Source organism: Streptomyces sp. NPDC041135, from assembly GCF_055592085.1.
The window spans coordinates 118,004-140,127 of sequence record NZ_JBVIYZ010000011.1 but is presented as its reverse complement, the minus strand read 5'-3'; the positions used below and the strand labels follow the sequence as shown (position 1 = coordinate 140,127).

Below are 22,124 nucleotides of genomic sequence, written 5' to 3'. Positions count from 1 at the left end.
CGAAGGGGAGATCATGGCTGCTGAGTCCACGGCGTTCACTCCGCTCACCCTGCCCGTGCTGCCGCTCGACGACGAGGTCGTGCTGCCCGGAATGGTGGTTCCGCTGGACCTGAGCGACGCCGAGGTGCGCGCCGCGGTCGAGGCCGCCCAGGCCGCCGCGCGCTCGGAACCCGGGAAGCCGAAGGTGCTGCTGGTGCCGCGCATCGACGGGACGTACGCGACGACGGGTGTGCTCGGCACCGTCGAGCAGGTCGGCCGGCTGGCCGACGGCGACCCCGGCGCCCTCGTCCGGGGTCGCGCCCGGGTGCGGATCGGCGCCGGGACCACCGGGCCGGGCGCCGCGCTGTGGGTGGAGGGCACGCGGCTCGACGACAGCGTGCCGGACCCGCTGCCCGGTCAGGTCGCGGAACTGGTCAAGGAGTACAAGGCGCTGGCCACCAGCTGGCTGAAGAAGCGCGGCGCCTGGCAGGTCGTGGACCGCGTCCAGGCCATCGACGGCGTCTCCGCGCTCGCCGACAACTCCGGGTACTCCCCCTTCCTCACCACCGAGCAGAAGGTCGAACTGCTGGAGACCGCCGACCCGGTCGCCCGCCTCAGGCTCGCCACCCAGCAGCTGCGCGACCACCTCGCGGAGCAGGACGTGGCCGAGACCATCGCCAAGGACGTCCAGGAGGGCGTCGACAAGCAGCAGCGCGAGTTCCTGCTGCGCCGGCAGCTGGAGGCGGTCCGCAAGGAACTGCGCGAATTGAACGGCGAGTCCGAGGGCGAGGAGTCCGACGACTACCGGGCCCGCGTCGAGGCCGCCGACCTGCCGGAGAAGGTCCGCGAGGCCGCGCTGAAGGAGGTCGACAAGCTGGAGCGGGCCAGCGACCAGTCCCCGGAGGGCTCCTGGATCCGCACCTGGCTGGACACCGTCCTGGAACTGCCGTGGAACGAACGCACCGAGGACGCCTACGACATCCAGGGCGCGAAGGCGGTCCTGGACGCCGAGCACGCGGGCCTGGAGGACGTCAAGGAGCGGATCACCGAGTACCTCGCGGTCCGCAAGCGGCGCACCGACCGGGGCCTGGGCGTGATCGGCGGCCGGCGCGGCGGTGCCGTCCTGGCGCTCGTCGGGCCGCCCGGCGTCGGCAAGACCTCGCTCGGCGAGTCCGTCGCGCACGCCATGGGGCGCAAGTTCGTCCGCGTGGCGCTGGGCGGCGTGCGCGACGAGGCCGAGATCCGCGGCCACCGCCGCACCTACGTCGGCGCGCTGCCCGGCCGGATCGTGCGGGCGGTCAAGGAGGCCGGGTCGATGAACCCGGTGGTGCTCCTCGACGAGATCGACAAGGTGGGCTCCGACTTCCGCGGCGACCCCGCGGCCGCACTGCTCGAAGTCCTCGACCCCGCGCAGAACCACACCTTCCGCGACCACTACCTGGAGGTCGAACTCGACCTGTCCGACGTGGTCTTCCTCGCCACCGCCAACGTGCTCGAAGCCATCCCGGAGGCCCTGCTCGACCGGATGGAACTGGTCCGCCTCGACGGCTACACCGAGGACGAGAAGGTCGTCATCGCCCGGGACCACCTGCTGCCGCGCCAGCTGGAGCGGGCGGGCCTGGCCGGCGACGAGGTGACGCTGGACGAGAGCGCCCTGCGCAAGCTCGCCGGCGAGTACACCCGTGAGGCGGGCGTGCGCACCCTGGAGCGCTCGATCGCGCGGCTGCTGCGCAAGATCGCGGCCCAGCACGAACTGGGCGAGCGGCAGCTGCCGTTCACCGTCCGCGACGAGGACCTGCGCGCGCTCATCGGGCGCCCGCACCACGTCCCGGAGTCGGCCCAGGACCCGGCCGAGCGCCGCACCGCCGTCCCCGGTGTCGCCACCGGCCTGGCGGTCACGGGCGCGGGCGGTGACGTGCTGTTCGTCGAGGCGTCCCTCGCGGACCCCGAGACGGGCGCGGCGGGCCTGACCCTCACCGGCCAGCTGGGCGACGTGATGAAGGAGTCGGCGCAGATCGCGCTGAGCTTCCTGCGCAGCCGCGGCGCCGAACTGGAGCTGCCGGTGGCCGACCTGAAGGACCGGGGCGTGCACATCCACTTCCCGGCGGGCGCGGTCCCCAAGGACGGCCCGAGCGCGGGCATCACCATGACCACCGCGCTGGCCTCACTGCTCTCCGGCCGCCTGGTGCGCACGGACGTGGCGATGACCGGCGAGGTGTCGCTGACGGGCCGGGTGCTGCCCATCGGCGGGGTGAAGCAGAAGCTGCTCGCCGCCCACCGCGCCGGGGTGCGCACGGTCGTCATCCCCAAGCGCAACGAGCCCGACCTGGACGACGTGCCCGCCGAGGTGCTCGACACGCTCGACGTGCACACCGTGACCGACGTCCGCCAGGTCCTGGAGCTGGCGCTCGCCCCGGCCACGTCCGAGGCGGCGCCGGAGGTGCCGGTGGCGGCGTGACGGACGCCGGCGGCACATCGCACAAGGCCCGGGTTCCGCGGGGAACCCGGGCCTTCGCCCTGCCGCCGCGCGCCGGGCGCGGGGGAGGTCAGCCGTTGGCGAGTGCCTGCACCCGGTCCAGCGCCCCGTTGAACTTGTCGTGGTCCCCGACCGTCGGCCCGGAGGACGTGTACTGCCACATCGTGTAGTACGACCACCCGGCCGGCAGCGTCCCCGGGTCGGCGGCGTACCGCGCGATCCACAGCGGGTTGCTGCCCGCGAAGCCGCCGTAGTTGCCGGTGCACTGCGTCCACCAGCTGGTGGCGGTGTAGATGACGGCGTCGCGGCCGGTGCGGGCCCGGTAGGTGTTCAGGAAGTCGGCGATCCAGGAGGTCATCGCGGCGGCGGACTTGCCGTAGCAGGCGGCGCCGTACGGGTTCCACTCGATGTCCAGCACGCCGGGCAGGGTCTTGCCGTCCCGGGACCAGCCGCCGCCGTGGTCGACGAAGTAGTTGGCCTGGGTGGCGCCGCTGGTGGTGTCCGGGGTCGCGAAGTGGTACGCGCCGCGGATCATGCCGACGTTGTAGGAGCCGTTGTACTGCTGGGCGAAGTACGGGTTGGTGTAGTACGTCCCTTCGGACGCCTTGGTGTAGGCCCAGCGAACCCCGCTGTTCCAGAGGGTCGACCAGGCGACGTTGCCCTGGTAGCCGGCCACGTCGACGCCCTCGGTCTGGGTGGCGTCACCCGTGCTGGGGACGCCGCCCTGGCCGTCGTGGGCCACCACGCCCGCGCCCATCCGGGCGGTGCCGCGGGCGGGGGTGGTCGCGGCGTGGGCGCTGGTGAGGGGGACGGTGAGGGCGAGGGCGGCGAGCAGGGCCGTGAGGAGCGCCGGGCGGGTGCGGGAGCGGGGGAGGGGTCTGTGCACGGGCATGGTCGTGCCTCCGGGGCGGGGAGTGGGGTGGAGGAACCGCGGAAGACCTTCTGGCGTGGGCATGCCATGGAGTGCCTGGTAGAGAAGCTACGCACGTAGACAAGCCGGGGGAAGGGGAACCGGACGCTGCCGTTGGTCTACGCCTGCGAAATACTGGCGGAGCTGCGGCGATGACGGCCTGTGGCGGAAACTTTCAGGACCGCGAAACCGAAGCAGGGGTGCTGACGTGCACGAGGACGCAAACGGCGGTGGCCGGGACACCGCCGGCGAGCCGACACCGAGCGGTGCGGACCAGGAGTTCCTGGCGCTGGAACGCGAGCTGACCGTCCTGCTGCGGCGGGCCCGCGCCAACCAGGGCGAGATGGCCCGCGAGGTCCATCCCGACCTGGAGTCCGCCGCGTACGGCCTGCTCGTCCGCCTCGACGAGCACGGCGGCCAGCGCGCCACCGCGCTCGCCGCCTACATCGGCGTCGGCAAGGCCACCATGTCCCGCCAGCTGCGCGCCCTGGAGGACCTCGGCCTGGTCGCCCGCGAGCCCGACCCCGCCGACGGCCGGGCCTGGCTGGTCGCCCTGACCGACGAGGGCCGCCGCCGCGTCGGCAGGGTCCGCGAGGCCCGCCGCGCCCGGTACGTCAGCCAGCTCGCCCACTGGGACCGCCGCGAGGTGGCCGAACTGGCCCGGCTGCTGCGCGAGCTGAACGGGGTCATGGAGCGGTAGCCGCCCGCCGCCCGGTGCGCCGCCGCCGGCGCGGTCACAGCTCCACGAACACCACGGTCGCGTCGTCGTGGGTCTTGGCGCGCCCGAGGAACGCCCGCTCCTCGCGGTCCGCCGCCTCCCGTTCCCGGACGCGGTCGACGAGGGACCGGGCGCCCTCCTCGCGGACGACGCCGAACAGGGCCGTCCAGTCGCCCTCGCGGAAGGTGTCCGTCCAGCGGGTCGCGCCGTCGGTCAGGGCCGCGAGGGCACGGACCTCGTGGCGGGGGACGCTGCCGGTGACCGCGCGGGCGGCCACGGCCGGATCGGCGGCGGCCGTGAAGAAGCCGCCCTCCCGGTTGCGCAGGTGCGCGTCCACGAGCGCGTCGGTGGCCAGCGCGGCGCGCGGCAGACGGGCCAGGCGGTCGTCCAGGACGGGGGTGACCGTGCCGTCGCGGGACTGCAGCAGCAGCGCGGCGTCGGACAGGACCAGGTACTCCAGGGTCTCGGCGGACCAGCGGACCAGGGCGACGGTTGCCTGAGGCGTCCTTGGGTGAGAAAGGTCACAGGTGTCCGCGTGGCCGTCCGCGGTGCGCGCGAGGGCCCGCGAGAGGATCTCGGCCGGCGTCAGATCCCGGTGCGAAAGGGTCAGTTCGGTCAGGGCGCCGCCGAGCCGGGCGGTGTACCAGGACACCGAGTGCAGACAGCCCGTCCCGTCCCTGGGCGGCGTCACCCCGTCCAGGACGATCACGCAACCGCCCTGTCCGGAGGCGGGTAGTCCGACCCCCGCGAAGTCCTCGTTGGGGCGGTCGGCGGCACCCGGTTCCGACACGAGTTCAGTTCGCATCCGGTCAGTCTGCACGAGGCCTCCACACCCTTCACAGGCCCCGGTGGCGATCGTGGAAATGCGATGGGTGCGCAGGTCAGACGCCTGTTTTGGGCAGGAATGACGCACTCCGGCACCGCGCGGTGGCGAATACTGCCAAAGCCTGCCGCGCGAGTCCAACCGGCCCGCCGCGCAGGGGCGGCGGACGGGCCGCGCGAACTTGCCCGCCAACTCCCCTTCGATGTTCACTCCTTCGGGTGGCGGGTCAGGTGATGCGCGACCGTTGCCCACCGGCGCTGGGAGGGTCGGGAACCGTACGAACCGGGTGTTCGCACCACTTGGCACCGATATGACGGAGCGCCATCCGGGCCCTTGGGTAGACGAGTTCAGGAATGCGAGCACCGGTGCAGAAGAAGCGGCCTCGGCGCACAGGCAAGCAGACGGTCCCCGACGCGGGAGCCGAGCGCACCCCCGTCGGCACGGGCCGCCCGACCCACGTGCGCAACCGGCTGATCCTCGCCGTCGCCGCGGTGGCCGCCGCCGTGGCCGGCGCCGGAGCGCCGTCCCTGCTCACCGCCTCCGGTGAGCTGAGCGACTCCCAGGACCTGGTCACCCTCGCGGAGCGCACCCAGGACGCCCTCGCCCTGGCCCACTCCCTGGCCGACGAACGCGACGAGGTCACCGCCTACGTCGCCGCGGGCCGGCCCCGCTCCAAGGCGCCCTCCGAGCAGCGCAGCGCCCGCGTCGACCGCCAGGTCCAGGACCTGCGGGCCGAATCCGACCTCCCCGGCCGGCTGCGCACGGACATCGACGGCATCGACACCGTCCGCCGCTCCGCGCTCACCGGCAAGAGCACCGCCCTCCAGGCCCACCAGGCCTACTCGGCCGCCATCACCGACCTGCACCGGCTGGCCGAGGAGCTGGCCGAGCGGACGCCGCCCCGGGCCGGCTCCGGCGCCCACGCGCTCGCCGAGCTGGACACGGCCGTCCAGCAGTCCGCCGCCGCCCGCGGCCTGCTGCTGGCCGCGCTCAGCGTGCCCACCTCCCAGCAGACCGTGATCAGCCCCGTCACCGGCCTGCCCACCACGACGACCACCGCCACCGGGGCCGACCGCAAGCAGCGCGACGCCCTCACCGCGGCCGCCCAGCAGGCCCGGCTGCGCGCCGACGCCGCCCTGGCCGGCTTCCACGACACCGCGCCCAAGCAGGCCGTCGGCTCCTACGACTCCACGGTCACCGGCCCCGAGGTCAACTCCGCCGACACCTACCTCGCCTCACTCACCGACGAGCCCGTGCTCTCCGGCCGGGAACTCGCCACCAGCGCCAAGAAGCTGGACACGGCCCTGTCCGCCCGGGTCGAGCTGATGCGGGGCGTGGAGTCCTCCCTCTACGACCACCGCACCAAGGACCTCGCCGCGCTGCGCGACGACGACGTCACCGCGCTGGAGATCCGCGTCGCCGTCCTCGGCGCCCTGATGCTCCTCGCCGTCGGCATCGCCACCGCGCTCGCCCGCACCCTCACCCGCCCGCTGTCCGTGCTGCGCCGCGGCTCGGCACGTCTGGCGCAGGCCGAGGACCCCACGAGCCAGGAACCGATCGCCTTCACCGGCCGCAACGACGAGTTCGCCCAGGTCGTCCGCTCCGTCAACGCCCTGCACGCGCACGCCGCCGCCCTGCACGAGCGGGTCGCCACCCTGGAGACCGACCGCAGGCACCTGGTCGGCCAGCGCCAGAAGATGGCCGACGCCCGCGAGGAGCTGCGCGCCGAACTCGCCGACTCCGCCGCCCAGCTGGAGCGGCTGCGCACCAGCATCGGCGGCACCTTCGTCAACCTCGCCCTGCGCACCCTGGGCCTGGTCGAGCGGCAACTGGCCGTCATCGAGGGCCTGGAGGAGCGCGAACAGAACCCGGAGCGGCTGGCCACCCTCTTCAAGCTCGACCACTTCGCCACGGTCATGCGCCGCCACAGCGAGAACCTCCTCGTGCTGGCCGGCACCGAGCACGTGCAGCAGCACCACGGCCCGGTCCCGCTCGTGGACGTCGTCCGGGCGGCGGTCAGCGAGATCGAGCGCTACGAACGCGTCCGCATCGCCGCCCTGCCCCCGCACGCGCACCTCGCGGGCTTCGTCGCCGACGACCTCTCCCACCTGCTGGCCGAACTCATGGAGAACGCCACCGCCTTCTCCCCGCCGGAGGCGCCCGTCGAGGTCTCCGGCTGGCTGCTGGAGAGCGGCGAGGTCATGCTGTCGGTGCAGGACGAGGGCATCGGCGTGGCCGGTGACCGCCTGGACCGCCTCAACGCCCGCCTCGCCGCCTTCGACCCCGAGTCGCCCTACGACCAGGAGGGCGACGACGGCCTCGGCCTCGGCCTCTACGTCGTCGCCCGTCTCGCCCACCGCCACGGCGTCCGCGTCCGGCTGCGCGAGCAGAAGCAGGGCGGGATCGCGGCGGTGGTGGTGCTGCCGCAGTCGCTGCTGGCCCAGGCGGAGCCCGTGGCCGTCCCGTCCGGCGGGAGCGCCCACGGCGGCGCGCCCGCCTTCACCCTGCCCGGCGCCCACGCCGAGGCCAACTCCAACGTCCTGCCCGCCCGCCCCAAGCACGCCGACCCGCTGGTCGAGCTGGCGGAGCGGGCCGTGCGGGGCGCGGGGGAGCGGGCGGCGTCCACCCCGGACACAGGTCCGGACGCCACGCCGGACACCGCGGCGCCGGACACCGCTGGCGTGCAGGCGGCGGACGAGGCCGGCCGGGAGCCCGACGCGAGCGGGAGCGCCGTGCACCAGCTGGCCGGGTCCGGCACGCAGGAGTCGGCCACCCGGCCCCGGCAGGCCGCGGAGACCGCCGCCGAGACGACGATGGAACTCCTGCTCCCGGACGTCGCCGCCTCCACCGGTGCCACCGCGGGCCCCACCGGCACCACGCACTTCACCGAGGGCCGGGGCGGCCAGGCTCCCACCGCTCCGGACGCCGCGACCGAGGCGGAGCAAGCCGCGACCTCGGCGGACGCCGGCACCGGAGCCGAAACCGGGCCCGGAGCCGAAACCGGGCCCGAAGCCACAGCCGCCGCCGAAGCCGCCGCCGAAGCCGCAGCCGAGACCGAGACCGAGGCCGTCACCGACAAGGGCCTGCCCAAGCGCACCCCCAGGATCACCGCCCCCGCCGCGCCCCCGCGTCAGCGGACCGGCACGGTGGACGCCGAAGCCCTGCGCCGCAGGCTCGGCGGCTTCCGCCGGGGGGCGGAGGCAGGGGCCCGGGAGGTCGCCGAGGAGATCGCCGGGCAGACCGGCCGGAACCGGCGTCCGGACGCGGGCGAACCGCACGCACCAGCCACGGGGGGCACAGTCGAGGAGGCAAGCAGTTGACCGCGTCCAGTACCTTCGGACTGAGCAGCGAAGCCCGCAACCTGCACTGGCTGCTGACCAACCTGGTCGAGGAGGTCCCCGGCATCCAGTCCGTCGCCGTGGTCTCCTCCGACGGCCTGCTGCTCCTCTCCTCCGACCCCGGCCGCAACGCGCCGGCCCGTGAGGCCGACGCGCCGAAGGGCCCCCGCGGCTCCTCCGCCGACCTCGCCACCATCGTCTCCGGCATCGGCAGCCTCACCGTCGGCGCCGCCAAGCTGATGGACTCCGGCGCGGTCAAGCACACGATGGTCGCGATGGACGAGGGCAGCCTGTTCGTGATGTCGATCAGCGACGGCTCACTGCTCGGGGTGCACGGCTCCGCGGAGTGCGACATGAGCGTGGTGGCGTACCACATGGCGCTGTTCGTCGGCCGGGCCGGCCACGTCCTGACGCCGGAACTGCGCAGCGAGCTACGCAAGTCACTGGAGTCCGAGCCGGCGGGGAGGGCCCGATGAGCAGCACCGTGCCGAACAGGCTTCCGATGCGCGGCGGCGACCGCAAGCCCGCCCGCGTCCGCCCCTACTCGCTCACCGGCGGCCGCACCCGCTTCGGCCACGTCCTCCTGGTGGAGACGTTCGTGGCCAGCACCGCGGCCATCGAGGCCGCCGAGGAGCGCAAGGAACTGACGAACGGGTCCCTCAGCAGCCGGATCATGCCGGAGATGCGGGCCATCGTCGAACTGTGCCGCCGGATGCGCACGGTGGCCGAGATCGCCGCGCTGCTGAAGATGCCGCTCGGTGTGGTCCGCGTGCTCCTGAGCGATCTCGCGGACCAGGGAAAGATCCGTGTGTACGGAACCGGTACCGGCCACGGCACGGGCCGGCCGGACCGCGCTCTGCTGGAAAGGGTGCTGAGTGGACTCCGTCGTCTCTGACGCCGCTCAAGGTGTCTCTCCGCTCGTCGGGCCCGACGAGGATCTGAGGTCCTGGCAGACGGACCGCACCCGGGCGCCGATCGCCACGAAGATAGTCGTGGCGGGAGGCTTCGGCGTCGGCAAGACGACGCTGGTCACGGCCGTCTCGGAGATCACGCCCCTGCAGACCGAGGCGCTGATGACCGAGGCGAGCGAGGCCACCGACGACCTCACCGCCACACCCGGGAAACTGACCACCACCGTGGCCATGGACTTCGGCCGCATCACGCTCGACGACGACCTGGTGCTCTACCTGTTCGGCACGCCGGGCCAGCAGCGGTTCTGGTTCATGTGGGACGACCTGGTGCGCGGCGCGATCGGCGCCGTCGTCCTGGCCGACACCCGCCGGCTGAAGGACTGCTGGCCCGCGCTGGACTACTTCGAGAGCTGCGGGATGCCGTACGTCGTGGCCGTCAACCACTTCGACGGCAGCGAGCGGTTCGAGCCGGAGGACGTGCGGGAGGCGCTCACGATACCCGCGCACGTCCCTGTCATGATCATGGACGCGCGGCGCCGGATCTCGGTGATCGAGACCCTCCTGGCCCTGGTCGGCCACGCGCTGGACGAAACCCCCGAGTAGTCCCGAACTAGGAGCACCACCCGCATGCGGAAGATACTCGTCGTCGGAGCCGGTCAGTCCGGACTCCAGCTCGCCCTCGGCCTGCAGTCGCACGGCTACGAGGTCACCCTGATGTCCAACCGGACCGCGGACGAGATCCGCACCGGCCGGGTCATGTCGACGCAGTGCATGTTCCACACGGCACTCCAGCACGAGCGTGACCTCCAGCTGAACTTCTGGGAGTCGCAGGCCCCGAAGATCGAGGGCGTCGGCGTCTCGGTCGCGGCACCCGGTTCGCACGACCCGGGCCCGACCCAGCGCGTGATCGACTGGGTGGGCCGGCTCGACGGGTACGCGCAGTCGGTCGACCAGCGGGTCAAGATGGCCGGCTGGATGGAGACGTTCGCGCAGCGCGGCGGCCAGCTCGTCGTGCACGGCGCCGCCGTGTCCGACCTCGACTACTTCTCCCGCACCTACGACCTCGTCCTGGTCTCGGCGGGCAAGGGCGAGCTGGTGTCCATGTTCGCCCGCGACCCCGAGCGCTCCCCGTACAGCGCGCCGCAGCGCGCCCTGGCGGTGTCGTACGTCCACGGACTCGGCCCGCGCCCGGAGCACCCGGAGTTCGACGCGGTCCGCTGCAACCTGGTCCCCGGCGTCGGCGAGCTGTTCGTGATGCCGACCCTGACCACCTCGGGCCGCGCGGACATCCTGTTCTGGGAGGGCGTACCCGGTGGCCCGCTGGACGTCTTCGACGGCGTCAAGGACCCCGCGCGGCACCTCGCCCTGACCCTGGAGCTGATGGAGCGGTTCACGCCCTGGGAGTACGCGCGGGCCACGGACGTGGAGCTGACCGACGCGGGCGGCACGCTGGCCGGCCGGTACGCGCCGACCGTGCGCAACCCCGTCGGCCGGCTCCCCGGCGGCGGCCTGGTCCTCGGGGTGGCGGACGTGGTCGTCGCCAACGACCCGATCACCGGCCAGGGCTCCAACTCGGCCTCCAAGTGCGCGGCCGCCTACCTCGCGTCCATCCTCGAGCACGGCGACAAGCCGTTCGACGAGGAGTGGATGCGGGCCACCTTCGACCGCTACTGGGACACCGCCCGGCACGTCACCAAGTGGACCAACACCATGCTCGCGCCGCCGCCCGAGCACGTCCTGAACCTGATCGGCGCCGCCGGCCAGCTCCCGCCGGCCGCCGACCGCTTCGCGAACGGCTTCAACGACCCGGCCGACTTCGAGGAGTTCTTCTACGAGCCCGGGAAGACGGCCGCCTACCTGGCGTCGCTGACCCCGGACGCCTGAGCCGCCTCACAGCCGCTCTGGGGCGCCGGTGCCCCGCGGCAGGTCCGGGCGCACGGCCCCGAGGATGGGGTTCGACGCGATCGGGGAGACGGTGACCTGCTCGCCGGGGCGCGGCGCCTGCACGACCTTGCCGTCCCCGAGGTACATCGCCACGTGCGTGGCCTCGGGGAAGTAGACGACGAGGTCGCCGGGGCGCAGCTGCCCGAGCGGGACGTGCGGCAGGCGGGCCCACTGCTCCTGGCTGGTGCGCGGGATCGGCGTGCCCGCGTGCCCCCAGGCCTGCGAGGTCAGCCCCGAGCAGTCGTACGACGCCGGGCCCTGGGCGCCCCACCGGTAGGGCTTGCCGAGCTGCTGCACGGCGTAGCGCACCGCGCGGTCGCCGCTCGGGGAGGGGTCGCGCTCGGTGGCGAGGGCGCCGGAGGTCATGACCTCGCGCTGGGCCTTCTCCACCCCGGACTTCTCCAGCGCCGCGACCTCGGTGAGCTGTCCGGGGCTGAGGGAGGCCAGCATCCGCTCGACCGCGGCGAGCCGTGCGCGGACGTCGTCGCGCTCCTTCTTGCGGCGTTCGGTGAGGGTGAGCCGGGTGTCGAGGGCCTGGCGGGCCCGCCGGGCCAGGGTGTCCTTGCGCTTCTCGGAGCCCGCGAGCCGCCCGAGCGTCCCGGCCCGCTCGCGCGCCAGCCGGCCGATGACGTGCCCCTCGTCGAGCGCGTGCTGCGGGTCGCGGGCCAGCAGCAGCCGTACGTAGGGGGAGAGGGCGGTGCTGCTCTGGTACTGCTGCCTGGCCAGGCGTCCGGCGGCGCCGCGGCTGTCCTGGAGGGTGAGGCGGGCGCGGGCCAGCTCGCCGTCCAGGCGGGCGACCTCGGCGCGCTGCCGGGTCAGCCGTTCCTCGGTGGCGTTGTAGGCCTCGGTGGCCTGTTCGGCCTGCCGGTACAGCTTCTGAAGGTCCGTCAGCAGCTCGGTCACCGGCCGGTCCGGCGCGGGGGCGGCCGCGGCGGGTGCCGGCACGAGGGCGGCCTGGGTGGCGAGCGCGGCCGTACAGGCCAGGCGCAGCAACCTTCCTGACATGTCATCACCTCCGGTGCGAGGGGCAGGGCGGGCTCTCCGCCTTCCTCCGCACCGCGAGCATCACCACGGCTTCGCGCACTCCGCGCGCCGAGCGTGCGCGGTTCGGCCCAACCGTGTCACCCGTGGGCGTCGTCCGGCCCGCCGCGCGGCGTGGCGTCCGGCGATCCGGGCGGCGGGGTGCGCCTCGACCACGGCAGGCGGGACCGGCCGCCGCGGGCGCCGCCCTCGGGGTCGTAGCGGTACGCCCACCCGCGCACCGTGCCGAGCCGCTTGCTCCGGTGGCGCGGGACGCGGCGGTAGACGAGGACGGTGGGCGGGCCGCCGGCGGCGTCCGGGACCGGGATGCGGTAGGTCTTCGGGGGCTGGCCGGTCATGCCCAGCAGGACGGGGAGCACGCGCCCGTCCATGGGTCCGCCCTCGAAGGGGGTGTCCTGACTCTTCACGGCACCAGTGTCAGACATCCTCGGACAGCGCGGTGACCAGCGCGGCCGTCTGCGGGTCCCGGGCGGCGGTGACGGTGAGGGCGGCCACGAACTGGTCGACCAGCCAGTCGCGCAGTTCACCGGCCGGGGGCTGCCTGTCCTCGTCGAGCCAGATGAGCGACGCGGCCTCCACGGCCGTGATCCACATCCGGACGGTCATGCGCAGCCGCGGGCCGGGCTCCGTGACGCCGAGGTGGCTGACGATGTGCTCGGCGGCCGCCCGCCGCACCCCGTCCACGATGGCGGTGGTGCGGGAGGTCTCCACCACGCTGCCGCCCTGGAGCAGGGCGCTGAAGCCGGTGGCGTGCTGGTCGACGAAGGCCAGGTAGCGGTCGAGGGCGCGGGACAGGCGGGACACGAGGGGGCCCTGGCGGGGTTCGTCGAAGCACTGCCGCAGTTCCTCGGCGGCCGACCCGAGCGCGGCCTCGTACAGCTGCTGCTTGCCGCCCGGGAAGTAGCGGTACACCAGGGGGCGGGAGACGCCGGCCGCCTCCGCGACGTCGTCCAGCGACACGTCCTCCGGGGCGCGGTGGGCGAACAGCGTGAGCGCCATGTCGAGGAGCTGACCGCGGCGCTCCTCGACGCTGAGCCGTCGGTAGGCGGGGGTGGGCGCGGAGGAGGCCATGACGGGCAGCGTAATCGCTCCCCGCCCGGACGCCACCGGCCCCGGCGGCCCCACCCGGGCGGCAGGCCCTACGCCAGGTCCGACGCCAGGCCCTAAGCCAGCAGCCCGGAGGAGCGCCACAGCCGGCGGCCCACGCCGCGCAGCACCCCGATGTCGTCCAGGAAGTCGGTCAGGCGCTTGGAGCCGGTCTGCATGACCTCGCGGCGGTGGCCGCTGGCCTTGACCTGGGCCATGGCCTCCCGCTTGTCCAGGCCGACGTTGGTGTAGACGTCGGGGTTGACGAAGGCCACCGAGAAGACGCGGGCGAACTCGCCGGAGGTGACCCGGGTGAATTCCTGCGACCACCTGGGCGCGGTCACCATCTGGCGGCGCAGCTCCTCACGGGCGTACCGGACGTGCCGCGCCTCCTCCACCACGTGGATCTTGGTCACGCCGCGGACCAGCGTCTGCACCCGCTCGTCCGGGAAGGTCAGGCGCTGCATCCAGTCCAGGACCTCCTCGCCGAGCAGGGTCGCGGTGAACGAGCCGGGGGTCGTCGAGATGGTCTTGAACAGGCGGCCGAGGTGCTGGTGGGCCCGGCTCACCGGGTACCAGGGCGCGTCGCCCCGCGATATCAGCCGGGCGAACATCCGGGAGTGCCGGCACTCGTCCTCTATCTCGGTGAGCGCGTACCGGACGTGGGCGCTCGTGGCGGCCTTGTCGTAGATGTGCCGGACCAGCAGCTGCATGAGGATGATCTCGAACCAGATGCCCAGCGAGGCCAGCGCCGCCGCCTCGTGCTGGGACAGCAGGATGCGCTGCTCCTCGCCCATCCGCTTCCACAGGGGGGTGTCGTACAGCGACACCAGCTCCGGCGGCCAGAACCACTTGCCCTCCTCGAAGGGCGCGTCCCAGTCCAGCTCCTTGTCCGGGTCGAAGGAGTGCTTGGCGGAAGAGACGAGCAGGCGCTCGGCCACCTGTTCCCGGTCCTTGAGCAGGCCGAGGGCGTCGCGCAGTCCGTCGAGCGCGTCCGCTTCCGTCAGGGTCGTCATGGCAGTCCCACCTCGTCGTACGGCGTGCGTAAGGGTTACCCGGGGTCACATGCTCCGCCTCTTATGAGACTGCCTGTCAGCAAGCTCGTCAATCCCTTGAGCGCGACTTGTTGACCGCCCGTCTGCCTGGCGGGCGGGCCCGGTGGCGTACCGTGCTGGCGTGTCCATGCCTCCACCGCCCCAGCCGCCGCAGTTCCCGCAGGGCCCCTACGGAACGCCGTACCCGCCCCAGCAGCCCGCCCCGCAGCAGCCCTTCCCGCAGCAGCATCAGCCGTACCCGGCCCAGCAGCCGTATCCGGCCCAGCAGCCGTATCCGGCCCAGCCCTACCCGGGCTGGGGCGGGCCGGGAGTGGTGCCGCCGCCGCGCAAGAGCCGGGTCGGCCTGGTGCTCGGGATCGTGGGCGGCGTCCTCGTCCTGATCGTGGCGGGCGTCGTGGCCCTCGCGGTGGTCGGGATGAAGGTCGAGAGCGGCTTCCCCGAGGCGAAGATGATGCTCACCCTGCCGAAGACCCTGGTGGACGGGACGTACGAACTCACCGAGGACCTCTCCGACTCCGAGGGCGGCAAGATCGAGGACGAGGCCGACGGCGCCTGGGACGCCAAGGTCACCTCCGCCGTCGTCGGCCGCTACAGCCTGGGCGGCGACGAGGCCAAGGGCACGCTGGTCGTGTCGGGCATGTACGGCCGGTTCAAGAACACCGACGAGGCCCGGCACAACATGATGGGCGGCGCCGCCAAGAACGACAGCGCCACCCTCGCCGTACCGGCGAAGGACTTCGACCTCGGCGTCACCGTCAGCTGCGAGGTGCTGACCCAGACCCAGCTGGGCACGGAGATCACCGTGCCGGTGTGCGCCTGGGCCGACGACAACACCGGCGCCACGGTCGCCGAGGTGACCGCGGCGACCATGGCCCAGGACCCGCACGACGTGGACCTGGCGGCCGCCGCGCGCCGGACGCTCCAGGTCCGCTCCGAGATGATCAAAGCGATCGGCTGACCGCCAGCGCCTCCCCGGGCGTCTCGCCGGCCGCCCCGGCCGTCCCCCCGGGCGCCTCGGGCGCCTCGGCCGTCGCCGGGGCGTCGCCGGCGGGCGGGAAGGACGTCCGCAGGGTGAAGGCGTACGGCGTCGGGCCGTGCGCCCGCAGGTGCAGCAGCCGCTCCTCCGCGTCGGCGACGGTGGGGCGGTACCCGGCCGGCACCCACCACAGCGCCGTCATCGCCTCCGCCACCCGCTCGAACCACTCCCGGCGGCGGGACAGCAGCTCCCGGTGCCGGCCCTGGTACATGAACGCCGTCAGCGCGTCGGTGTCCCGCCAGGTCGACATGTTGATGATGAGCCACGCGTCGCCGAGGACGGGGATGTCGGTGGCGTTGCCGTCCTCACCCTGAAGCCGCCAGACGAACCCGTCCGCGGCGTCGGCCACGGCGTTGACCGGGTCCAGCGCGTCGACGAAGTCCTTCAACTCCGGTGAATCCAGTGGGAACTTGAGGCGGGCGAGGTTCACCTGGGCGAGGTCGTGCGCGGTGGCGGGTGCGGTCATGGCCGAACGGTAGGTCGGCCCCGCCCCCGCCGGTAGTCCCCGTCTCACAGGCCGAGAACCGCCCGCATCACCGCCTTGGCGATCGGGGCCGCGTCCCCGCCGCCGCTGATGTCGCCCCGGTCCGCCGACGCGTCCTCCACCACCACGGCGACCGCCACCCCCGGCTCCAGGGCGTCGTCGGCCTGCGCCCAGGAGACGAACCAGGCGTACGGCACACCGGCGTTGCCGATCCCGTGCTGCGCGGTACCGGTCTTGCCGCCGACCGTGGCACCCGGGATCGCCGCCTTCTTGCCGGTGCCCTCCCGGACCACGTCCGTCATCAGCTGCCGCATCCGCACGGCCGTCGACGGCAGCATCACCTGCCGCACGGGACGCGCCCCGCCGCCCGCGACCGTCTCACCGCCCCGGCGGGTGGTCCGCTCCACCAGGTACGGCGGCCGCAGCTGGCCGTCGTCCGCCACCGCCGCCGCCACCATCGCCATCTGCAACGGCGTCGCCCGCGTGTTGTACTGCCCGATCGACGACAGCGCCAGCTGCGCCTTGTCCACAGTGGTGTCGAAAGTGCTCGGCGCGGCGGAGAACGGGATGCGCAGCCGGGTGTCGTTGAACCCGAACGCCTGCGCCGTCGCTCCCATGTCGCGCAGGCCCACGTCCACCCCCAGCTTCGCGAACACCGTGTTGCACGACCACGCGAACGCCGCGCGCAGCGAGGCGTTCACACAGCCGCCGGACTCGTTGGTCAGCCGCGTCCTGGTGCCGGGCAGCCGGTAGGGGTCGGGCGAGGACGTCGGCGCGTCCAGGTCCTTGACCACACCCGAGTCCAGCGCCGCCGCCGCGGTGACCACCTTGAACGTCGACCCCGGCGGATACGTCTGCCGCACCGCCCGGTTGAGCATCGGCTTCTCCGGGTCGTGGTTGAGCCGCGCCCACGCCGAGGTCACCGCCTCGCCGTTGCCGGACAGCTCCGCCGGGTCGTACGACGGGCTGGACACCAGCGCCAGAATGCGGCCGCTGGACGGGTCGATCGCGGCCACCGCGCCCTTGCGCCCGGCCAGCCCCCGGTACGCGGCCTGCTGGGCACCCCGGTTCAGGGTGGTGACGACGTTCCCGCCCGGGGTCCGCGCCCGCGTCACCTCGTTCCACAGCGGGAACGGCGACATCAGCGGATCGGTGCCGGACAGCACCGCGTCCTCGCTGTGCTCCAGGAACGTCGTGCCGTACTGCTGCGAGGAGAAACCGGTGACCGGGGCGTACAACGGGCCGTCCCGGTAGGTGCGTTCGTAGCGCAGCTGCTCACCGGTGTCCATGGAGCCGGTGACCGGCTCGCCGCCGACCAGGATGTCACCGCGCGGCTGCTGGTAACGGGCGATCGCCGTCCGGTGGTCGGCCGGGCCGCCGGCGTAGGGACCGGCCCCGAAGACCTGCACACGTGCCGCGTTGAACAGCAGCGCCACCAGCAGCACGGCGCAGAACACGGCCGAGTGCCGGATGTACTTGGTCATGGACGCGCCGGTGCCGTACGTCGTCATGCGGTCACCTGCCCGTCGGGCCGGCGGCGGGCGGAGTCGCTCAGCCGGATCAGCAGCGCCACGATCGCCCAGTTGGTGACCACCGAGGAGCCGCCCTGGGCGAGGAACGGCATCGCCATGCCGGTCAGCGGGATCAGACCGGTCACCCCGCCCGCGATCACGAAGACCTGGAGCGCCACCAGCGAGGCCAGACCCACCGCGAGCAGCCGGCCGAAGGGCTCGCTCAGCGCCAGGCCCACCCGGTAGCCGCGCTCGACGAGCAGGCCGTAGAGCAGGAAGACCGCCGACAGCCCGGCCAGGCCCAGCTCCTCCCCGGCCGTCGCCAGGATGAAGTCCGACTTGACGGCGAAGCCGATGAGCACCGAGTGGCCGAGCCCCAGACCCGTGCCGAGGACACCGCCCGCCGCGAACGCGAACAGCGACTGGGCCACCTGGTTCGCGCCCTGACCCGCCTCGATCGAGGCGAAGGGGTGCAGCCAGTCCTGGATACGGCTGTGCACGTGCGGCTCCAGCCGGCCCACGGCGACCGCCCCGAGCACGGCCAGCAGCAGCCCCACCGCGATCCACCCGGTGCGCCCGGTGGCGACGTACAGCATCGCCACGAACAGCCCGAAGAACAGCAGTGAGGTGCCCAGGTCCCGCTCCAGCACCAGCACCCCGACGCTCAGCAGCCAGATCGTCACGATCGGGCCGAGCACCCGGCCGGTGGGGAACTGCATCCACCACAGCCTGCGGCCCGCGTAGGCGAGCGCGCTGCGGTTGGCGGCCAGGTAGGCCGCGAAGAACACCGCGAGCAGCACCTTCGCGAACTCGCCCGGCTGGATGGAGAATCCGGCGATCCTGATCCAGATCCGGGCGCCGTTGACCGCCGGGAACAGGATCGGCAGCAGCAGCAGAGCCAGGGCGGCGACCACGCAGACGTAGGCGTAGCGCTGGAGCACGCGGTAGTCGCGCAGCAGCAGCACCACGAAGATGAACAGCCCGATGCCCAGCGTGGACCACACCAGCTGGGCCGGCGCCGCCCGGTCGCCCGGCGTCTGGAGGTCCAGCCGGTAGATCAGCACCAGGCCGAGGCCGTTGAGCAGCACCCCGATGGGCAGCAGCAGCGGATCGGCGTACCGGGCGCGCAGGCGTACGGCGATGTGGGCGACCAGCGCCAGCACGCCGAGCCCGGCGCCGTAACCGGCGGCGCCGGGCGGGACGGTGCCGTCCTGCGCCAGCCCCACCGCGCAGTAGCCGTACACCGACAGCACGACGGCCAGCACGATCAGGGCGAGTTCGACGCCGCGGCGCCGGGGCGGGCGCACGGCGGGTGCGGGCGCCCGCGCCGCCACCACGGCCGCTTCGACCTTCGTCATGTCCGGAACTTACCCAAATCGGGCTTGTTGTGTGCTGTGCGGGTCAGCACCAGCGTGGCGCGGGCCCGATGTTGCCGATGTACCGCGCCGCGCCCCACGCCCAGGTGCCGTCCGTGAGCAGGTACCAGAGCGGGTTGCCGTCCACCGGCTCCCCGCCGATCTTGCAGAAGATCGAGACGATCTCGCCCTCCTCGGCGAACCGGATGCGCCGGCTGCCCCGGTCGGGGCGGTCGCGCAGCCACAGACCGCCGTGGGCGGTGATCACCCCCCGGTAGGTCCCGGGATCACCCTGGTCACCCGCGTTCCCCTGACCGCCCCCGTCCCCCTGACCGCCCCCGTCCCCCTGACCGCCCCCGTCCCCTTGGCCGCCGCTGTCCCCCTGGCCGCCCCGGGCTTCGGTGCCGGTTCCGGTGCCGGTTCCGGTACGGGGCGTTCCGTCGTCGGAGGCGAAGGCGGGGGTGACCGCGGCGGAGGCGGCGAGGGTGGCCGCGGCGGCCGCCAGGGCCAGGCCGCGGAGGGATGAGCAGCGCAGGGACATGGAGGGGCCTCCGTAACACGGGCGAAGCTGACTGTTCGCCACATTAGGAGCGCCGTCTCGCCGGCGCCCGTCACAGTGCGCCATCGGGGAGACGGCGGCGCGGGTGCGCTGGTGCGCGGGGGGGCCTAGGTGCCCGGGGCCGTCGGCTGCGGCGCGGGCGGGGGCGGGGGCTGGGGTGGCGACTGGGGCAGCGTCAGCGTCGCCTCGGCGCCGCCGCCGTCCGCGTCGGCGAAGACCAGCCGGGCGCCCAGCACCTCCGCCTGGCCCAGCGCGATGGTCAGCCCCAGTCCGTGCCCGGTGGCCCCGCCCTCGGTGCGGAAGCGCTGCGGGCCGTGCGCCACCAGGTACTCCGGATAGCCGTCCCCGTGGTCGCGCACCGTCACCACCGGCCCGTCCACCGCCAGCACCACCGGCGGACGCCCGTGCCGGTGGGCGTTGGCGACCAGATTGCCCAGCACCCGCTCCAGCCGCCGCCGGTCGGTCTCCACCCGGGCGTCCCGCACCACCCGCACCTCGGTGTCCGTCCCCGAGGCCCGCACCACCCGCCGGGCCAGGGCGCCCAGCGCCTCGGTGTCCACCTCCAGCCGCTCCCGGCCGGTGTCCAGGCGGGAGATCTCCAGCAGGTCCTCGGTGAGGGTGCGCAACGCCGCCACCCGGTCGCGCACCAGCTCGGTCGGCCGGCCCGGCGGCAGCAGCTCGGCCGCCGCGTGCAGCCCGGTCAGCGGGGTGCGCAGCTCGTGCGCCACGTCGGCGGTGAAGCGCTGCTCGCTCAGCAGCTTGCTCTGCAACGAGGAGGCCATGGAGTCCAGCGCCGCCGCCACCGCCGCCACCTCGTCCGGCGGACGGCCCGGGTCCGTCGCCCGCGGGTCGTTCACCCGCGCGTCCAGGTCGCCCGCGGTGATCCGCCGGGCCACCCGGGCCGTCGCGTGCAGCCGCCGCGTCACCCGGGTCACCGCGAACGCGCCGACCAGCAGCGTCGCCGTGATCGCCAGCACCGACGACCACAGGATGGACCGGTCGAGACCGGCGATGGTGCGGGCCTGCTGGGCGTAGTCGACCTCCACCGCGAGCGCCCGGTGCCCCTCCACGGGCCCGGCCGCCCACATCGCGGGACGCCCGTCGCGCGCGGCGACCATGGTGCCGCGCCGCCCGGCCACCGCCAGCCTCCGCAGCGCCGCCGGCAGCCCCGCCCGGTCCACGCCGGCGCCCCGCGGCAGCGCGTCCCCGGCCTCGTAGGCGGCCGTCGCACCGGCCAGCCGGGACAGGGCCAGGCCCCGTGCCTGGCCGACGGTCCGGTCGGTCACCGAGACGTGCACCATGACGCCGAGCAGCGCGGCCATGGCGCAGCACATCACCGTGATGAAGACGGCCGCCTTCGCGGCGAGCGTCACCGACCAGGGCGGCAGCGCGATCCTCATCGGGACCCGGCGGGGGAGGTCGGGCCGGAGGAGGACGCGGAGGCCGGGGCGGGCGCGGCTGCCGGGGGAGCGGGCGTCGTCGAGGGCGGGGGAGCCGTGGAGGCTGCCGGGCGCCGGGTGTGCCCGCCCTGGCCGGTGCGCAGGAACTCGTCCCGGCTGAACACCATCGCCCGCTGCTCGGGGTCCCAGACCCAGGTGGTGCGGTACTCGTAGCCGGAGATCCCGGCCGGGGAGCGGACGATCACCGACCGCCCGGCCAGCTCCACGCCGACGATCGCGTCGTCGTCGGCGAGCACCTGCACCAGCCGGTGCCGCTCGACCGTGTAGACCCGCACGGCGGTCTGGTTGGTCGGGTACAACCGGAACCCCAGGGCCAGGTCGTCCCGGCCGTCCCCCGTGAGGTCCCGGTAGTACGCCTTCAGCACCGGGCAGCGGGCCCGGTCCCGGCCCGCCGCGCAGTCGCTCATCCGCGTCGCCGTCCCGCGGTACGGCCCCTTGGCGCCGTAGTCGTCCGGGTGCGCGGCGATCTCCGCCCGTACGATGTCGACCGGCCCGGCCCGGCGGATGTCGTCGCCGGGCACCGCGAGACCCTTCAGCACCTCCCTTGTGGCCTCGTCGTAGGGCCACGCCGGGCTGGACGCGGGCCGCAGATCGGGCCAGAGCCGGGCGGGACCGACCGCCGTCGGGGTCGCGCCGGCGCCGGTCAGCCCACCGGTGTCACCGCAGCCCGCCGCCCCCGCCGACAGCAGGGCGACGGCGGCCGCGGCGAGGGCGGCGGGCGCGGGGCGACGGGACGGCACGGTGCTCCTGGGTCCTGGGGCTCGGGCGAGGCACGACGCCGTACACCTTATGCGGACATAAGTCCCTTGTGCGCGGTCGGTCGGGAGTGCCCGACGCGGTGCTGCGCACCCGGCGGGGTGCCGGGTCCCGCGCGGGCGGTCGGGGTCACTCGGTCCGCGCACCCGGCAGCGGGGTTACTCGGTCAGCTCCTCCAGCAGCCGGGCGGTGGCCAGCCCGGCCCGCAGGTACTCCACGAACAGCTCGTTGTGCAGCGCCCACGGGGACCGCCGGCCGCGGATCAGCCGAATCGCCTCCTCGGCGGACCGCCCGCCGCGCATCAGCGTGTGCCCGACGACGAGCCCCGAGCGGTTGTAGCCGTGGTAACAGCGCACCAGGACCTTCCTGCCCTGGTCCAGCGCCTCGCCCGCCGCCCTCGCCAGCCGGATCACGCCCGCGAGCTGCGTACCGTCCAGCGGACCGTCGGGAATCGCCCACACGTGGTGCTCCACCCCCGGCGCGGGCCCGTGGCCCGGCAGCCTGAGCAGGGTCTGCACGACATCGAACTCGTCCTCGACGACGGCGAACCGCAACACCCCCGAGGACTCCCGGAACTGGTGCCCGCCCATCCACAGGCCGGGCACGATCTCGTTCCACGGGCTCTCCGGAGCCGGTACGTCGGGCTGCTTCCCGGGAATCCGCAACGGCGCTCCCCCCACTT

General features: G+C 73.9%; 21 protein-coding genes. 8 read left to right on the top strand and 13 right to left on the bottom strand.

Features of this window, described 5'->3' with window-relative positions; translation table 11 throughout:
- Positions 1–13: 13 nt before the first annotated feature.
- Positions 14–2,437, top strand: a complete 2,424-nt coding sequence (gene lon / locus ACZ6CZ_RS24720; RefSeq protein WP_469024987.1) for an endopeptidase La — start codon at positions 14–16, stop codon at positions 2,435–2,437.
- An 88-nt stretch (positions 2,438–2,525) separates the two neighbouring features.
- On the opposite strand, the gene ACZ6CZ_RS24715 is transcribed toward lon, so the two are convergent.
- Positions 2,526–3,347, bottom strand: coding sequence for a lysozyme (locus ACZ6CZ_RS24715; RefSeq protein ID WP_469024984.1), 822 nt, complete (start codon positions 3,345–3,347; stop codon positions 2,526–2,528).
- A gap of 226 nt (positions 3,348–3,573) precedes the next feature.
- Between ACZ6CZ_RS24715 and ACZ6CZ_RS24710 the strand changes: the two genes are divergently transcribed.
- A complete protein-coding gene (locus tag ACZ6CZ_RS24710; RefSeq protein ID WP_469024982.1) occupies positions 3,574–4,065 on the top strand; it encodes a MarR family winged helix-turn-helix transcriptional regulator in 492 nt (163 codons plus the stop codon).
- A gap of 34 nt (positions 4,066–4,099) precedes the next feature.
- Here ACZ6CZ_RS24710 and ACZ6CZ_RS24705 read toward each other — a convergent pair whose 3' ends face one another.
- On the bottom strand, positions 4,100–4,888 hold the full coding sequence (locus ACZ6CZ_RS24705; RefSeq protein WP_469024979.1) for a protein phosphatase 2C domain-containing protein: 789 nt from the start codon (positions 4,886–4,888) through the stop codon (positions 4,100–4,102).
- A 371-nt stretch (positions 4,889–5,259) separates the two neighbouring features.
- Between ACZ6CZ_RS24705 and ACZ6CZ_RS24700 the strand changes: the two genes are divergently transcribed.
- The 5 genes from ACZ6CZ_RS24700 to ACZ6CZ_RS24680 are packed head-to-tail and all read left to right on the top strand — an operon-like array spanning position 5,260 to position 11,039.
- Positions 5,260–8,226, top strand: coding sequence for a sensor histidine kinase (locus ACZ6CZ_RS24700; protein WP_469024977.1), 2,967 nt, complete (start codon positions 5,260–5,262; stop codon positions 8,224–8,226).
- On the top strand, positions 8,223–8,720 hold the full coding sequence (locus ACZ6CZ_RS24695) for a roadblock/LC7 domain-containing protein (RefSeq protein ID WP_469024975.1): 498 nt from the start codon (positions 8,223–8,225) through the stop codon (positions 8,718–8,720). Before ACZ6CZ_RS24700 ends, ACZ6CZ_RS24695 begins: the two co-directional genes overlap by 4 nt.
- The gene (locus ACZ6CZ_RS24690) at positions 8,717–9,139 is read left to right on the top strand and encodes a DUF742 domain-containing protein (RefSeq protein WP_469024972.1); all 423 of its coding nucleotides are present in this window, start codon (positions 8,717–8,719) and stop codon (positions 9,137–9,139) included. The genes ACZ6CZ_RS24695 and ACZ6CZ_RS24690 overlap by 4 nt, the downstream gene beginning before the upstream one ends.
- Positions 9,120–9,758, top strand: coding sequence for a GTP-binding protein (locus tag ACZ6CZ_RS24685; protein WP_469024970.1), 639 nt, complete (start codon positions 9,120–9,122; stop codon positions 9,756–9,758). The genes ACZ6CZ_RS24690 and ACZ6CZ_RS24685 overlap by 20 nt, the downstream gene beginning before the upstream one ends.
- Positions 9,759–9,782: 24 nt before the next feature.
- Positions 9,783–11,039, top strand: a complete 1,257-nt coding sequence (locus ACZ6CZ_RS24680; protein ID WP_469024968.1) for a styrene monooxygenase/indole monooxygenase family protein — start codon at positions 9,783–9,785, stop codon at positions 11,037–11,039.
- A 6-nt stretch (positions 11,040–11,045) separates the two neighbouring features.
- Here the strand turns inward: ACZ6CZ_RS24680 and ACZ6CZ_RS24675 are convergent, their stop codons facing one another.
- The 4 genes from ACZ6CZ_RS24675 to ACZ6CZ_RS24660 all read right to left on the bottom strand — a co-directional run bounded on the left by ACZ6CZ_RS24675 (position 11,046) and on the right by ACZ6CZ_RS24660 (position 14,242).
- On the bottom strand, positions 11,046–12,104 hold the full coding sequence (locus tag ACZ6CZ_RS24675; RefSeq protein WP_469024966.1) for a C40 family peptidase: 1,059 nt from the start codon (positions 12,102–12,104) through the stop codon (positions 11,046–11,048).
- A gap of 116 nt (positions 12,105–12,220) precedes the next feature.
- Positions 12,221–12,547, bottom strand: a complete 327-nt coding sequence (locus tag ACZ6CZ_RS24670; protein ID WP_469024963.1) for a hypothetical protein — start codon at positions 12,545–12,547, stop codon at positions 12,221–12,223.
- A 10-nt stretch (positions 12,548–12,557) separates the two neighbouring features.
- Positions 12,558–13,211: a TetR/AcrR family transcriptional regulator gene (locus tag ACZ6CZ_RS24665; RefSeq protein ID WP_469024962.1), complete on the bottom strand. Its 654-nt coding sequence runs from the start codon at positions 13,209–13,211 to the stop codon at positions 12,558–12,560.
- A 92-nt stretch (positions 13,212–13,303) separates the two neighbouring features.
- Entirely contained in the window at positions 13,304–14,242 is a 939-nt protein-coding gene (locus tag ACZ6CZ_RS24660) for an AurF N-oxygenase family protein (RefSeq protein WP_469024960.1), read from the bottom strand.
- Positions 14,243–14,408: 166 nt separating this feature from the next.
- On the opposite strand from ACZ6CZ_RS24660, the gene ACZ6CZ_RS24655 reads away from it, so the two are divergent.
- Positions 14,409–15,239 (top strand): hypothetical protein, encoded by an 831-nt coding sequence (locus ACZ6CZ_RS24655; RefSeq protein WP_469025252.1) that lies wholly within the window; start codon positions 14,409–14,411, stop codon positions 15,237–15,239.
- Here the strand turns inward: ACZ6CZ_RS24655 and ACZ6CZ_RS24650 are convergent.
- The 7 genes from ACZ6CZ_RS24650 to ACZ6CZ_RS24620 all read right to left on the bottom strand — a co-directional run bounded on the left by ACZ6CZ_RS24650 (position 15,223) and on the right by ACZ6CZ_RS24620 (position 22,107).
- Positions 15,223–15,783 carry a DUF3291 domain-containing protein gene (locus tag ACZ6CZ_RS24650; protein ID WP_469024957.1) on the bottom strand — a complete coding sequence of 187 codons (561 nt, stop codon included), beginning with the start codon at positions 15,781–15,783 and terminating at the stop codon, positions 15,223–15,225. The genes ACZ6CZ_RS24655 and ACZ6CZ_RS24650 overlap by 17 nt on opposite strands.
- Positions 15,784–15,827: 44 nt before the next feature.
- Positions 15,828–17,285: a penicillin-binding transpeptidase domain-containing protein gene (locus ACZ6CZ_RS24645; protein ID WP_469025249.1), complete on the bottom strand. Its 1,458-nt coding sequence runs from the start codon at positions 17,283–17,285 to the stop codon at positions 15,828–15,830.
- Positions 17,286–17,308: 23 nt separating this feature from the next.
- Positions 17,309–18,670 carry an FtsW/RodA/SpoVE family cell cycle protein gene (locus tag ACZ6CZ_RS24640; protein WP_469024955.1) on the bottom strand — a complete coding sequence of 454 codons (1,362 nt, stop codon included), beginning with the start codon at positions 18,668–18,670 and terminating at the stop codon, positions 17,309–17,311.
- A gap of 43 nt (positions 18,671–18,713) precedes the next feature.
- Entirely contained in the window at positions 18,714–19,208 is a 495-nt protein-coding gene (locus ACZ6CZ_RS24635) for an SH3 domain-containing protein (protein WP_469024953.1), read from the bottom strand.
- Between the two features lie 125 nt (positions 19,209–19,333).
- Positions 19,334–20,626, bottom strand: a complete 1,293-nt coding sequence (locus tag ACZ6CZ_RS24630) for an ATP-binding protein (RefSeq protein WP_469024951.1) — start codon at positions 20,624–20,626, stop codon at positions 19,334–19,336.
- Positions 20,623–21,426, bottom strand: a complete 804-nt coding sequence (locus ACZ6CZ_RS24625; RefSeq protein ID WP_469024948.1) for a hypothetical protein — start codon at positions 21,424–21,426, stop codon at positions 20,623–20,625. The genes ACZ6CZ_RS24630 and ACZ6CZ_RS24625 overlap by 4 nt, the downstream gene beginning before the upstream one ends.
- Before the next feature lie 174 nt (positions 21,427–21,600).
- On the bottom strand, positions 21,601–22,107 hold the full coding sequence (locus ACZ6CZ_RS24620) for a protein-tyrosine phosphatase family protein (protein WP_469024946.1): 507 nt from the start codon (positions 22,105–22,107) through the stop codon (positions 21,601–21,603).
- Positions 22,108–22,124: the final 17 nt, after the last annotated feature.